Raw genomic sequence first — 13,654 nt, 5'->3', positions numbered from 1 at the left:
TTTTAATCAAGGTTTTTAACACACACCTATCTTTCTTATCGTAGTTTATGCAAACACCCGGGCAACATAGCTCTACCGAACAGGTAAAAAAACAGCTTGATACGGCTTACCGCTCCATCCTTTCGAAAAGAAATGGAGTGGTGTTACTCAGGGCTGTGCTTATTTTACTTACCGGATTTACTGCTTTTATTATAGCAGAACAGGTCTTTTACTTCTCCGTTGCCACAAAATCCGTACTTCTTATTTTATTTTTATTGGCAACCGGCATTTCCTACCTGAGAGGCCTAAAATCTATCCACCCGGAGCAATTCAAACAGTTTTACCGGGAATTCAGCCGCAAAAGCAACCTGCCCGAATTAAAAGACACCCTCGATCTTGAAAAATCCGGCAGCGGAAACCGGGAACTTATCGATGCCGCCATCTTACAAAACCTTGGTAAAATAGAATCTGCCCGCCTGTCAAAAACGCTTTCTGAGTACGTAAAATCCTCCGTCGATTATACCCATCATAAAAGGCTTCTGACTTTAAGCATCGCAACTTTAATCATATTCGGATTTACTTCATTCAACTTTGGGAATGCCACCCAGCGCGCTTTTTCTTTTTGGGAAAATTATGAAAAGCCCAACCCGTACACCTTTACCCTCAAGCCGGGTGATGTGACATTAGAACAGGGAAGCCCATTTCAGGTTGATATAGAATTCCACGGGAATTTAGTTCCGGAGGAAGTCAGTTTAAAAATTAAAACCCGGATGGAAGAAGATTTCAGAACACGGGTGATGGAATTCTCCGGCAATACATACAGCTCTGTCTCCCAAGACTTAAATAATGAGCTGCAATATTATGTAGAAATGGATGGCTTCAAAAGTGATCTTCATACCGCCGATGTTCAGCTTCGCCCACGCTTCTCCCAATTACAAGCAACGGTTATCCCCCCGGCATACACTGAGATAGACTCAACCATCACCTCCTACCCTATGTCTCAGCTCAGAGCATATGAAGGCTCTGTGGTGAAGCTGGCAGGAGAACTGAACAAACAAGCATCCCGGCTGCAAATTTATACCGGGGAAGAATTACAAGATCTGTCTGTACGGCAAGACAGTACTTTTTCTTTTGAACTGGAAGTGGACAAGCCTGACACTTTACGCTTTTATATAGAAGATGAAAACGGACTCACCAACCGGAATCCCTTTCAAATCATCGTGGTTCCGCAATCCGATGAGTATCCAATCGTAGAAGTCATTGAGCCCGGTCAGAATTTAAAAGAAGTCAACCCTGAAGAAATTAACCTGTTGTATCGCGCCACGGACGATTTCCGCCTTACGGCTGCCTCCTTGAATTATGAACTTAGCAGAGCTTATGTGGATGAGCCTGTCACCGGCACCATTTCTTTGGACAAGCCCTCTCAGGGAAGCCTGGAAGCTTTTTCATGGAACCTGAGTGAGTTCAACCTCAAACCTCAGGACATTCTTACTTTCTGGATTTCCGTTCAGGATAATGATGGCTATAACGGGTTCAAATCATCCAGCTCCCAAAAAATCATACTCGAAGTACCTTCTTTAGTGGATTATTTTGATGATCTCGATGAAGAGGAAAATGAAGTGGCTACCGATCTTGATGAAGTTTCCGAATCTTTTGAGCAAACCCGGGAGCTCTACGAACGTTTCAAGGAAAAGATGAAAGACAATCCTCAAAATGCCGGATATGAGGAAAAAAGAGAGCTGGAACAAGTTCAGAAACAACAGGAAGAAGTTCAGAAGAAGATAGATGAGCTGAATAAAAAATTTGAAGAGCTCAAAAATGAAATGAGTCAAAACAACATCCTTTCCGAGGAAACTCAGAAGGCTTATCAGGAACTTCAAAAGCTCATGGAGGAAATTGATGACCCTGCGTATCGCGAGGCATTGAAGAAATTACAGGAACAGCTCGGGCAAATGAATCCGGAGCAACTCCGGCAGGCCATGCAGGAACTGGAATTCAACGAGGAATTGTATAAAGAACGCCTGCAGCGAACCATTGAACTCTTCAAAAAGCTGAAACTTAATTCCGATCTCGATAAACTGGCAAAGTCATTTGAGGATATGGCCCGGAAGGAAGAAGAATTATCCCAGTCTCATGAGCTTCAGCAAGCCAATCAGCATAAAGATCAGTTACGGAATTCACTCCAGGAAAATGAGAAACTTAAAAAACAAGTAGATTCTCTTTCTGAAAACCTGACCCCAAAAAGTCGGCAGGCAATAGGTGAATACCAGGAAGACACCAAAAACGAGCTAGACGGGCTTTCTGAAGACATGAAGGAAGAAATTGAAGGCAGGGAAGAAAACAGCGGGGAAAATCGACATCCAAACCGACAAGAGAAATATCAGCAGCTGGCGGAAAACACCAAAAGCATGATGCAAAGCATGAACCGCAACCAAATGAATGTCAATATAGCCGGATTGCGATACGTGCTGCATTCATTGCTGAATTTGTCGCTCGAACAGGAAGACCTGACGACGCTTGCCTCTGCCACTGAAAACCGAAGTCAGGCTTATGTAGGCTTTGCAAGAAATCAGCGGAATGTGGAAGAGATTTTTAAGTCTGTTTCAGACTCCTTGTTTGAGTTGTCATCCGAAATCCCTCAGTTTTCCAATCAGATCAATAAGAAAAAACTCGAAGTGTCAGACCGGCTGCAACGTTCATTAGAGCAAATGACAGAGCGAAACCGAAGTCAGTCTTCCGTAGCATCGAGACAAGCTTTGGGGGGCATCAACGATATTTCATTTATGGTGGCCAATTTGCTGGAGCAGCTGCAGAATTCCCAAAACGGAGGACAGGGCGGCAGCGGAATGTCGATGCAGCAGATGATGGAACAGCTGGGAGAAACCGGTGAACAGCAGCAGCAACTCAACCAAAGGCTGCAAGAAATGATCAATGATATGCAGGGAGAGCGATTGTCTCAGGATCAAATGGAACGGTTGAATCAAATGGCCAGACAGCAAAATCAAATACGGAAGCAACTGCAGGAATTGCAGCGCAGCGGTGACCTTGACGGCGATAAAATTGGCAGCGAGCTTGAGCGTATGATTGAGGATATGGAAGATACCATCAATGATTTACGCGGCGGAGCAGCCGACCCCATATTGATTGAACGCCAGCAGAACATTTTATCGCGCATGCTGGAAGCAGAGCAGGCGATGCAGGAACGGGATGAAGAAGATAAACGTGAGGGTTCCGTTGCGGATGATTTTGAACGCTCCACCCCTCCTGAACTGACGCTGGAAGAACTGGAGAAGCAAATCCGAAGACGCCTGAATGACCCAAATTTCACCCAGTATTCTCCTGATTATCAACGCCTCATTGAGAATTACTTTGAACTCCTCAAACAGCTTCAGGAACGAGAGATTCAGTAGGGTTTTAGGGGAGGGGGAATATTGAACATCGAACATTCAACATTGAATATTGAAGTGATCAGGAACATCCGGTGAGACCGGTTGCTCGTATTGGAAGTCAGAGACTTCCGGAGCATGTACTTTTAAGTCTCCGCTTCGCTCAAGACTTAAAAGATCTTTGGGGGACTTCTCCGGGATGATATCGATATGATAGAATGAGTCATCGCGGGCGCAGTGGATACGGAGACCCGCGATCTCCTTGATACAAGCATCGCACTTGCCAAAGTCTCAGTGTTAAATATCCCAGGCCTCGTCAGGGAGATCCCGGTTCTGCACCTCCGCTTCGCTACGGTTTGCCCGGGATGACTGGCTTTTTTTATGCCCACAGGCTGTCATCACGGGCGGAGTGAACGCGGAGACCCGCGATCTCCTCGCTAAGTGCAAATTTTTTGTAAGGAATTCCTTTCTCATCGCTCTTACTTAACAAATGAGTAAAACAGGTTATCTATACATATTATCAAATAAGCACCGGACGGTTTATTATACCGGAGTGACTTCACAGCTGCTTAAAAGGGTTAATGACCATCGAAATGGCGAAGGATGTGACTTTACTAAAAAGTATAATATTCGGGAACTGATGTATTATGAGGCTTTCCCAACCATGTATGAGGCAATTCAGGCTGAAAGAAGTATGAAGAAGTGGAAACGAGCCTGGAAAATTAAGCTTATTAAAAGTTTGAACCCCGAGATGGTCGATCTATGGGATGAGGTTTCGACACTTGGCCAACCGGAGTTGAGAAACCCATAGATCTCTTAAGTCTTAAGCGAGGCAATAAATTTTGGTAAACCACAATGGTTTATCGAGCGATGACTTAAGAGCTTAGCTCCGCAAGTCTCTGACTTGCATTAAGGCCTCGAGATTTTATATTTCAACTATGACGGGGTTCAATATTCATAATCACCAACAAGCTCATTTCATCACTTTTGCTGTGGTAGACTGGATTGATGTATTTACCAGACCTGCACATAAAAAGATTATTGTCGACAGTTTGAAGTTTTGCCAGAAAAATAAAGGGCTTAGAATTCATGGCTGGTGCCTGATGACCAATCATCTTCATTTATTGGTTAGTGCACAGGAAGACGCAAACCTCTCTGATATCCTACGTGATTTCAAAAAATATACCGCTTTTTCAATACTCAAAGACCTGAAATCAAACCCTAAAGAAAGCCGAAAAGAGTGGATGTTATGGATGTTTAAGAAAGCGGGAAGTCAAAACTCAAATAACAAAAAGTATCAATTTTGGAGACAGGATAATCGTCCAATGGAGGTAACTTCGAACAAGTTTTTCACTCAGAAAATGAAGTATATCCATTATAATCCGGTAAAGGAGGGGTTTTGCAAAAGACCACAAGATTATCCGTATAGTAGTGCCCAATGGTATATAGATAAAACCGGGCTGATTGAGATTGAGGAAATTCTTATTTGAAGTGGAACCGGTAGCTCATATTGGAAGTCAGAGACTTCCGGAGCATTTACTTTTAAGTCTCCGCTTCGCTCAAGACTTAAAAGATCTTTGGGGCTGCAGTTGGGAGATCCCGGATCGGCGATTCCACTTCGTTTCATCTTGTCCGGGATGACGGAGTTTTTATAAAATGAGTCATCGCGGGCCCGGACCCGCGATCTCCTTGATACAAGCACCGCACTTGCCAGAGACTCAGTGTTAAATATCCCAGGCCTCGTCAGGGAGATCCCGGTTCTGCACCTCCGCTTCGCTACGGTTTGCCCGGGATGACTGGCTTTTCTTTTACCCACAGGCTGTCATCACGGGCGGAGTGAACGCGGAGACCCGCGATCTCCTTGATACAAGCACCGCACTTGCTAAAGTCTAGTGTTACCCTCTATTAAACGCGATCAGCTGCTCATACGCCTCAAGGACGCCCCGGGTAGTTTCTTTGGTTATTACATCCGCTACCTCTTTCACCCCGGAATTGGCATTTTGAGGCGCAAAAGATTTGCCCACTATTTCAAGAGCCGGAATATCACCGCCGGTATCGCCGATATAGGCGACTTCATCCAGGTCAATATCCAATTTTTCACAAAGAAAGCGGATGCCTCCCCCTTTATTGGTTTTCTTCAAAATGATATTTACGGAAACGTCGGTGACATGCACCTCGAACATAGGGTAATTCCCATTTACATGATTCAGCACTTCTTTATGCATCAATGCAATTTTGGAAGAATCCGGGTTGACCAGGCCGGCATCCGTATACTTGGCAAATTCAGGATACGTGCCCTTATAATTTTTTATGAGCGTTCCTTCCATCCACTTCTTAATCTCGGCAACGGCCTTTTTTGCTTCATCGTCGAAATGCGGATTCCAGGTAATTTCATTTGTCTTGATATCATACATGCCCCCGCCGCTTTCAAAAAGCATGGGGTAATCCACATCCAGCCATTGCCCCACAACTTCCACATACGGAAAGGGCCGGCCGGAACAGATGGTCAAAGCCGGAATGGTCTCATCATCCCTGCTTAACTGGCTCAATTCCCTAATTCGAGATAATGCTCTCCAATCCGGACTTACAAACGGATGTGAAATACAGCCGTCCAGATCGGTGATAAATAGTTTTATCATTTTAAATTTACTTGTCTCGTCTTTTACTAATTAATTACCTGCCGAAATCATCATCGAGGCGGACGATGTCTTTTTCATTTGAGGGGTGGTCGGCATACACATGCTGCCAAATTTCAGCAATAACGCCCCAATCATCTAAACCGACCAGGCGGTGACGTTCTCCCTGCTTCAGGGTAATCAAATCTCCTTCATTATATTTTTTCACCGGCTTTTGTTCATCAGTGATGCTGCGTATTACTCCCACCGGCCCCTCTACCACCTGCCACATTTCAGCACGGCGATGGTGATATTGCCAGGATAATCTCTTTCCCGGTTCGACCAATAAAATTTTCGGGCTTAACCTGCCTGAGATATTTACCTCGCTCATTTCAACATCATCGAAATAAGTTTCTATAAATTTCTTCGCCTGATTTTCATCAATCACAAAAAAGCCACCCCATGGGCGATCAAAATCCTGATCCGATATTTTAAAACCCTGCTCTTTTAGCTTTTCTTCAATTTTTTGAAACTGTTGTTCCTTATCTGACATGCTGATTTATATATGTATGTGTGTGTATGTATGTAAATTTCTAACCGGTTACTCTTTGTAAGAAGGGATAAGTACAGAAACCACGAAACACAGCAGCGCTAATACTCCCATCCACTGGTACTGATTTTTGTAATCGGCGTACTCCTGACTTGCAAACTCTCCTTTTTCAAGATCATCCATACGAGCCAAAAACGAATCTATTCCATCGTTCCCGCGCTCAATAGAATAATATTCTCCGTTGCCTTTACCGGCAATGCTTCGCAAAGTCTGACTCTGTAATTTTGTAGTTACCACCCGTCCGCTATTGTCTCGTTTATACCCAATTAACCGGTCCGTTCCCTCTTCATATATCGGGATAGTGGTGCCTTCAGCAGTTCCCACACCCAATGTATATACTAAAATATTCTCCGATATCAGTGCTTCAAGAGCCTCATCATACGACTGTCCGTGATCTTCTCCGTCCGAGATAATAAGCAACACTTTTGCTGCATCGGTTCCATTATCTTCAAGTGCCTCGAAAGCATCCATGGCTGTTTCCATAGCCGATTTAAAATCGGTAGCCGAACTTGGCATCTGTTCGGTATCGGCGATATCGAGGAAGAGCCGCAATGCGGAGTAATCGAGCGTCATCGGGCTTTGCAAATAGGCCTCCCCCGTAAACACCACCAGCCCGACACGGTCTCCGCGAAGCCGTTCAATCAACCGGTTAATTTCAAATTTGGCTTTCTCGAGCCGGCTTGGACGAACGTCTTCTGCATTCATACTCGCTGACAAATCCAGGGCCACCAGCATATCAATCCCCTGCCTTTTTATCTCCCTCACTTCCGTACCTATTTTGGGCCCGGCCAAAGCCACAATCAGGAAAAACAGCCCTGCCAGCATGGAGATAGTTTTCAGCCGGTTTCCGAGCGGCCAGAATCCCTTACGGAGGCTACTGAAGAGCTCGGTGCTGAAATATTTTTTTTGAATGGCCCGCACTTGTCTTGACTTCCACCAAAGCAGTACAATTCCTGCCGGTATCAGCGTCAACAGCCACAGATATAATGAGTTTTCCCAGATCATAGTTAATTCTTTTGAACTGCCCTTAAGATAGAAATTTCAGGCCCTTTGTTGCAGTAATAATTTTAAAAGTTTGAGAGAGGAAATTTGAAATGTTGAATGTTTAGAACATCGAACATTCAACATCGAACAAGGAACATTGAAGTGGTTTTGATTATCTGCGGAATCTGTTCATCCGCCTGATCCGTGGTTCTCAGATGATGTGCCGGGGTTAACCATTCCAAACCGTATCAGGGAGATCCCGGTTCGGCACCTCCGCTTTGCTGCAGTTTGACCGGGATGACGGGCTTTTTTTACCCAAGGCCTGTCATCCCGCACGAAGTGAACACGGAGATGCGGGATCTCCCGGCTGCAAACACCGCACTCGCCAAAGGCTCGAACCCTGTGTCCCTTTGGAGGGACAGCAAGAACAGCTTGCCTGTTGCTTGCGGGGAGGGCTGGCGCCAAGGGCAACAGTACCCATAACAAGGTGTTGAATATTTTTAAAGCAAAAAGCTGATAGCTGAAGTCTGACAGCTTTCACTCACGCTTTAAAAATAAGCCGCTCGTTCTTTGGCTACATCCTAATTATTCCCGAAAAGATCCCTGGTATAAACTTTATCCTTCACGTCCTGAATTTCATCTACCATGCGATTGGCGATAATAACTTCTGACATTTTCTTAAATTCATCGAGATCACGGATCACCTTAGAGTGATAAAATTCATCCTGATCCAGGTAGGGTTCATAGACCACCACTTCGATTCCCTTTGCCTTGATGCGTTTCATAATTCCCTGAATGGCACTTTGACGGAAGTTATCAGAACCCTGTTTCATCACCAGCCGATAAACACCCACTACTTTCGGATCATTTTTCCAGATCTGACGAGCTATAAAATCTTTGCGGGTAGTATTAGCATCAACAATAGCTTTGATTAAATTATTCGGGACATCCCCAAAATTGGCCAACAGCTGCTTGGTATCTTTAGGCAGACAATACCCTCCATATCCAAAAGAAGGATTGTTGTAATGATCTCCAATACGCGGATCCAGGCCCACCCCTTCGATCACTTGCACAGAACTCAGGTCGTGGGTCTCGCAGTAAGTGTCCAGTTCATTGAAGTAAGCAACACGCATGGCAAGATAAGTATTTGAAAACAACTTGATTGCCTCTGCCTCGGTATTGTCCGTAAATAATACCTGAATATCCTCAGGATCTTTATCTGCTCCTTCTACCAACAGGTCTGCAAATTTTTGAGCTCGTTCTGATCGTTCTCCAACAACCACCCGGGAGGGATAGAGGTTATCATGCAACGCCTTCCCTTCTCGTAAAAACTCCGGAGAAAATAGCAGGTTTTCAGTATTAAATTTTTTCTTGGCTTCTTTTACATATCCAACCGGAATCGTCGACTTAATCACCATCACGGCGTCAGGATTAATAGCCAAAACATCCTGAATAACTGCTTCCACTGTGCGGGTATTGAATTTATTGGTCTCTTCGTCATAATCAGTAGGAGTGGCAATGATCACATATTCAGCTCCTTTATAGGCCTCCTCTTTATCTAAGGTAGCCGATAGGTTTAATTCATTCTCTCTCAGATATTTTTCTATATCAGGATCAACTATTGGAGACTTTTTATTATTGATGAGCTCTACTTTCTCTTCTACGATATCCAGGGCTACCACCTCATGGTTTTGAGATAATAATACGGCCAGCGACATCCCCACATATCCGGTTCCTGCTACGGCGATTTTCATAGTCTGCGATTTTGTTTTCTTGATTTATTATTGCGGGGAGAATATAGGGGTTTTGGGAGTTAGGTGTTAGGGGTTAGGGGTTAGGTTTTAGGTGCGAGGTGTTAGGAGTTAGAGGAATTCGGCCATCGTTCGGAGCCTACCGGTCATCGCGAAGACGTGAACGACGTTCGCTGAGGTACCGGAAGGGTTTTGGGACTGTAGAGGTTTTTGGAGCTGATTTAACTTACCGGGCCTAATCTTCGACCTCACCTAAATCCTCTCCTTCGCAAGGAGAGGACTTGTTCGGAATGAAATCGTTATAATAGCATGAGTCATCGCGGGCGCAGTGGATACGGAGACCCGCGATCTCCTTGATTCGAGCAAAGTTAATCAACAACGAGCTTGTGGTGAGGGCAATCCATGTGGCGGGGGATCCCGGTTCGGCACCTCCGCTTCGCTGCGGTTTGACCGGGATGACGGGCTTATTTTCCCCAAGACCTGTCATCCCGCACGAAGTGCATACGAAGATGCGGGATCTCCCGACTGCAAGCACCGCACTTGCCAGAGAGTCGTTGTTCAACATCCGGCTCGCATCAAAGAGATCCTTCACTGATTTAACGTACCAGACCTAATCCTCGACCTCACCTAAATCCTCTCCTTCGCAAGGAGAGGACTTGTTCGGAATGAAATCGTTATAATAGCATGAGTCATCGCGGGCGCAGTGGATACGGAGACCCGCGATCTCCTTGATTTGAGCAAAGTTAATCAACAACGAGCTTGTGGTGAGGGCAATCCATGTGGAGGGAGATCCCGGTTCGGCACCTCCGCTTCACTGCGGTTTGACCGGGATGACGGGCTTTTTTTACCCAAACCTATCCCCTAACCACCTCCACCACCACTTCGGCCACTTTGCGGATTTCCTCATCCGTCAGTTCCGGGAAAATGGGGAGGGAAATGACCTGCCGGGTGGCGCAGTGTGAGTTGGGGCAGTCGGAAGCCTGGTATCCCAAATATGAAAAGCACTCTTGTTCATGAAGTGAAATCGGGTAATACACCGAATGGCCAATATTTTGTTCACTCAATGCCTGCGCCAGTTCCTCTCTTTTTTTGGTGCGGATGGTGTATTGATGGTAAATATGTTTGCCTCCCGATGCCTCCGTCCCCGTTGCTTCTTTTGGAGTGATCAGGGAATTCGGATCCAGTGAGCAACCGGCTCCACCCATTTCTGTACAAGTCCCGGAACAATCACTGAGTGCTCCGGCCACCCCAGCTTCCTCAAAAAGTTGATTATAGCGATGCGCTATCACCTTCCGGCGTTGCGACCATTCATCCAGGTATTTCAGCTTTACCGACAGCACCGCGGCCTGAATGGTATCCAGCCGGCTGTTGATCCCTACCAGACTGTGATGATATTTCGGCTTGGCCCCGTGAAGCCGCAGGATATCTACTTTATCGGCTGTTTTTTGATTTTTTACGGTGACCAAACCCGCATCTCCAAAAGCGCCCAGGTTTTTGCTGGGGAAAAAACTAAAGCACCCGATATCGCCTATGGAACCCGCTTTTCGTCCTTTATACTCCGCCCCGATAGCCTGAGCAGCATCCTCAATCACCACCAGGTTATGCTCATTGGCAATTTCCATCAGGGGATCCATATCCGCCATTTGTCCGTACAGGTGAACCGGGATGACGGCTTTGATTTTGTCAGGATCGGGATTCAGTTTTTTATAGACCGGGTGTTCTCCCCTCATAAATAAATCCACCTGACCGGGATCCAGGTTGTAAGAATCTTTTTCGATATCCAGGAACACCGGAATCGCCCCCAACCGGGAAATAGCTCCGGCCGTAGCAAAAAAGGTAAACGGACTTGTGATCACATAATCCCCGGGACGGATATCAATCGCCATAAGCGCCAGCAGCAAGGCATCGGAGCCGGAAGCACAGCCGTAGGCAAAGTTGGATCCGCAATATCGGCCTACCTCCTCCTCAAAGGCTTTCACCTCATCGCCCATGATAAAGTATTGACTCTCCAGCACCTCATCGATGGCCGCCCTGATTTCCTCTTTTATGGAATCATACTGCCGGTTTAAATCTAATAAAGGGATAGACATAATTTTAGGTACAAGGTGTTAGGTTCAAGGTGCAAGTGTTTGGAATTTGTCTTAAATCTTATATCTCATATTTAAGATCTCGCTTCATATATTTGTTCGATGATGCTGACTACTTTCATTCCTTCAAAGGCATTGGCTGTGGCTTCGTTTTTTCCGTTCAGCGTCTGCACTACATTTTCAAAAACAAAGTGATGATTGGCTGCGCTTCCTTTAAAAGGACCGTAATCGTTGGGGGGATTGGTCTCGGCCAGCTCCGGCATTTCATAGTCTTCGATATGGCAGTATTCCACTTCGTTCATATACTGACCTCCCACTTTAAAACTTCCTTTAGAGCCTATCACCGTAATGCTGCTTTCCATATTCTTATCCCAGCAGGAGGTGGAATAATTGATGGACCCCAGTCCCCCGTTTACGAATTCAAACTGGGCAAAACCGGAATCGTCAAAATCTTTAAGTCCGGGATGGGTGAAATTTCTGATCATCGCTTTGGGTGATTTTATATCTCCAAATACCCAATACATCAAATCTACGAAATGACTGAATTGGGTGAAAAGCGCTCCCCCGTCCAGGTCTTTCGTGCCCCGCCAGCTGCTGTTTTCATAATAGCGTTCGTCACGATTCCAGTAGCAGTTCACCTGCACCATCAGCACGTCTCCGATGCGCCCCTCTTCTACCACCTCTTTCATCCAAACGGAAGGCGGACTGTATCGGTTTTGCTTTACCACAAAAACCCGGTTGCCGGTGGCTTCCTGTGCCCCAATCACTTCCAGGCAAGATTCTTTTGTTAAGCCCATCGGTTTTTCAATAAGTACATGATAACCGGCATGGAGCAGCTTCACGGCATATTCGGTGTGAAAGCCATTGGGAGTACAGACACAAACCACGTCGCTTTTATGCTCGTCATGTTCCAGGAAATCATGTATGGAGGCATACTGCTCTGCCTGAATCCCCAATTCCCCGGCCGATTCAAACTGAGATGCATCCACATCCGTTACTGAAATCAGGGAGCTGTGTTCATATTCATGGATTATTTTAGCGTGTCGTTTCCCGATCCTGCCAAAACCAATGACTGAAAATGTAATGGATTTCATATGATAATCTTTGGTTTGATGAGCTGTGAAGGTACATAATTTGTAGTGAAAAAGTGTTTTTAGATTTGAGGTTTGAGATGAAATCGTTTTTATAGCAGAAGTCATCGCGGGTGCAGTGGATACGGAGACCCGCGATCTCCTTGATTCGAGCAAAGTGAATCAACAACGTGGTTGTGGTGAGGGCAATCCATGTGGCGGGAGATCCCGGTTCGGCACCTCCGCTTCGCTGCGGTTTGACCGGGATGACGGGCTTTTTTTACTCAGGGGCTGTCATCCCGCACGGAGTGAATACGGAGATCTCTTAAGTCTTAAGCGAGGCAATAAATTTTGGTAAATCACTATGGTTTATCGAGCGCTGACTTAAGAGATCTTTGGGGGGGAGGATTTGTTCGGGATGAAATCGTTATAATAGAATGAGTCATCGCGGGTGCAGTGGATACGGAGACCCGCGATCTCCTTGATTGAGCAAAGTTAGTCAACAACGTGGTTGTGGTGAGAGCAATCCATGTGGCGGGAGATCCCGGTTCGGCACCTTCGCTTCGCTGCGGTTTGACCGGGATGACGGGCTTTTTTTACCCAAGGCCTGTCATCCCGCACGGAGTGAATACGGAGATGCGGGATCCCCAAACTGCAAACACCGCGCTTGCCAAAGCTCGATATTCAGCATTCCGCGGCGAATGCCCGGAATCTGATAGTCTTATTGAAGATGGTTATCGATTCCATGGAAACATTCGGATCCCTGCCTGCGCAGGGATGACCATTAAAGGGTTTTTAGTTTATTTCAACCTCGTCATCGCGAGGAGGCTGCCATGTTTACTCGAGGACTACCCTGGTTACCGACGTGGCGGTCTCCCTGATCTATTTGGTTGCTCGTTTTAGGGAAATCCTTCACTTATTTAACTTACCGGTCCTAATCTTCGACCTCACCTAAATCCTCTCCTTCGCAAGGAGAGGACTTGTTCGGGATGAAATCGTTATAATAGAATGAGTCATCGCGGGCGCAGTGGATACGGAGACCCGCGATCTCCTTGATTCGAGCAAAGTTAGTCAACAACGTGGTTGTGGGGAGGGCAATCCATGTGGCGGGAGATCCCGGTTCGGCACCTTCGCTTCGCTGCGGTTTGACCGGGATGACAGCCTTTTTATAC

9 protein-coding genes are annotated in these 13,654 nt (G+C 46.0%); 3 read left to right on the top strand and 6 right to left on the bottom strand.

The window, feature by feature from the left end; all coding sequences use genetic code 11:
• Positions 1-47 precede the first annotated feature (47 nt).
• The 3 genes from HUJ22_RS00430 to HUJ22_RS00420 all read left to right on the top strand — a co-directional run bounded on the left by HUJ22_RS00430 (position 48) and on the right by HUJ22_RS00420 (position 4,855).
• Positions 48-3,389, top strand: coding sequence for a hypothetical protein (locus tag HUJ22_RS00430; RefSeq protein ID WP_290872077.1), 3,342 nt, complete (start codon positions 48-50; stop codon positions 3,387-3,389).
• Between the two features lie 466 nt (positions 3,390-3,855).
• Positions 3,856-4,176, top strand: a complete 321-nt coding sequence (locus tag HUJ22_RS00425; RefSeq protein WP_290872074.1) for a GIY-YIG nuclease family protein — start codon at positions 3,856-3,858, stop codon at positions 4,174-4,176.
• Between the two features lie 127 nt (positions 4,177-4,303).
• Complete coding sequence (locus HUJ22_RS00420; protein ID WP_290872071.1) at positions 4,304-4,855, top strand: transposase; 552 nt, start codon at positions 4,304-4,306, stop codon at positions 4,853-4,855.
• A 405-nt stretch (positions 4,856-5,260) separates the two neighbouring features.
• Here the strand turns inward: HUJ22_RS00420 and HUJ22_RS00415 are convergent, their stop codons facing one another.
• From HUJ22_RS00415 to HUJ22_RS00390, 6 genes are all read right to left on the bottom strand, one after another.
• Positions 5,261-6,004, bottom strand: coding sequence for an HAD hydrolase family protein (locus HUJ22_RS00415; protein WP_290872068.1), 744 nt, complete (start codon positions 6,002-6,004; stop codon positions 5,261-5,263).
• Positions 6,005-6,038: 34 nt separating this feature from the next.
• Positions 6,039-6,533 carry a phosphoheptose isomerase gene (locus HUJ22_RS00410; RefSeq protein ID WP_290872066.1) on the bottom strand — a complete coding sequence of 165 codons (495 nt, stop codon included), beginning with the start codon at positions 6,531-6,533 and terminating at the stop codon, positions 6,039-6,041.
• Between the two features lie 48 nt (positions 6,534-6,581).
• Complete coding sequence (locus HUJ22_RS00405; protein WP_290872063.1) at positions 6,582-7,595, bottom strand: VWA domain-containing protein; 1,014 nt, start codon at positions 7,593-7,595, stop codon at positions 6,582-6,584.
• Between the two features lie 560 nt (positions 7,596-8,155).
• Positions 8,156-9,328, bottom strand: coding sequence for a nucleotide sugar dehydrogenase (locus HUJ22_RS00400; RefSeq protein ID WP_290872060.1), 1,173 nt, complete (start codon positions 9,326-9,328; stop codon positions 8,156-8,158).
• An 851-nt stretch (positions 9,329-10,179) separates the two neighbouring features.
• On the bottom strand, positions 10,180-11,415 hold the full coding sequence (locus HUJ22_RS00395) for a DegT/DnrJ/EryC1/StrS family aminotransferase (protein ID WP_290872057.1): 1,236 nt from the start codon (positions 11,413-11,415) through the stop codon (positions 10,180-10,182).
• 71 nt (positions 11,416-11,486) lie between these two features.
• A complete protein-coding gene (locus tag HUJ22_RS00390) occupies positions 11,487-12,506 on the bottom strand; it encodes a Gfo/Idh/MocA family oxidoreductase (protein WP_290872054.1) in 1,020 nt (339 codons plus the stop codon).
• Positions 12,507-13,654: the final 1,148 nt, after the last annotated feature.

Source organism: Gracilimonas sp. (assembly GCF_014762685.1).
In the GTDB taxonomy this organism is placed as follows: domain Bacteria; phylum Bacteroidota; class Rhodothermia; order Balneolales; family Balneolaceae; genus Gracilimonas.
This window is presented reverse-complemented; position numbering and strand designations above follow the sequence as displayed.

What these genes read in the sequence shown, in the direction of transcription:
- HUJ22_RS00390 (WP_290872054.1), bottom strand. Translation starts at nt 12,506, where the DNA reads ATGAAATCCATTACATTTTCAGTCATTGGTTTTGGCAGGATCGGGAAA.
- HUJ22_RS00415 (WP_290872068.1), bottom strand. Translation starts at nt 6,004, where the DNA reads ATGATAAAACTATTTATCACCGATCTGGACGGCTGTATTTCACATCCG.
- HUJ22_RS00410 (WP_290872066.1), bottom strand. Translation starts at nt 6,533, where the DNA reads ATGTCAGATAAGGAACAACAGTTTCAAAAAATTGAAGAAAAGCTAAAA.
- HUJ22_RS00395 (WP_290872057.1), bottom strand. Translation starts at nt 11,415, where the DNA reads ATGTCTATCCCTTTATTAGATTTAAACCGGCAGTATGATTCCATAAAA.
- HUJ22_RS00420 (WP_290872071.1), top strand. Translation starts at nt 4,304, where the DNA reads ATGACGGGGTTCAATATTCATAATCACCAACAAGCTCATTTCATCACT.
- HUJ22_RS00430 (WP_290872077.1), top strand. Translation starts at nt 48, where the DNA reads ATGCAAACACCCGGGCAACATAGCTCTACCGAACAGGTAAAAAAACAG.
- HUJ22_RS00405 (WP_290872063.1), bottom strand. Translation starts at nt 7,595, where the DNA reads ATGATCTGGGAAAACTCATTATATCTGTGGCTGTTGACGCTGATACCG.
- HUJ22_RS00400 (WP_290872060.1), bottom strand. Translation starts at nt 9,328, where the DNA reads ATGAAAATCGCCGTAGCAGGAACCGGATATGTGGGGATGTCGCTGGCC.
- HUJ22_RS00425 (WP_290872074.1), top strand. Translation starts at nt 3,856, where the DNA reads ATGAGTAAAACAGGTTATCTATACATATTATCAAATAAGCACCGGACG.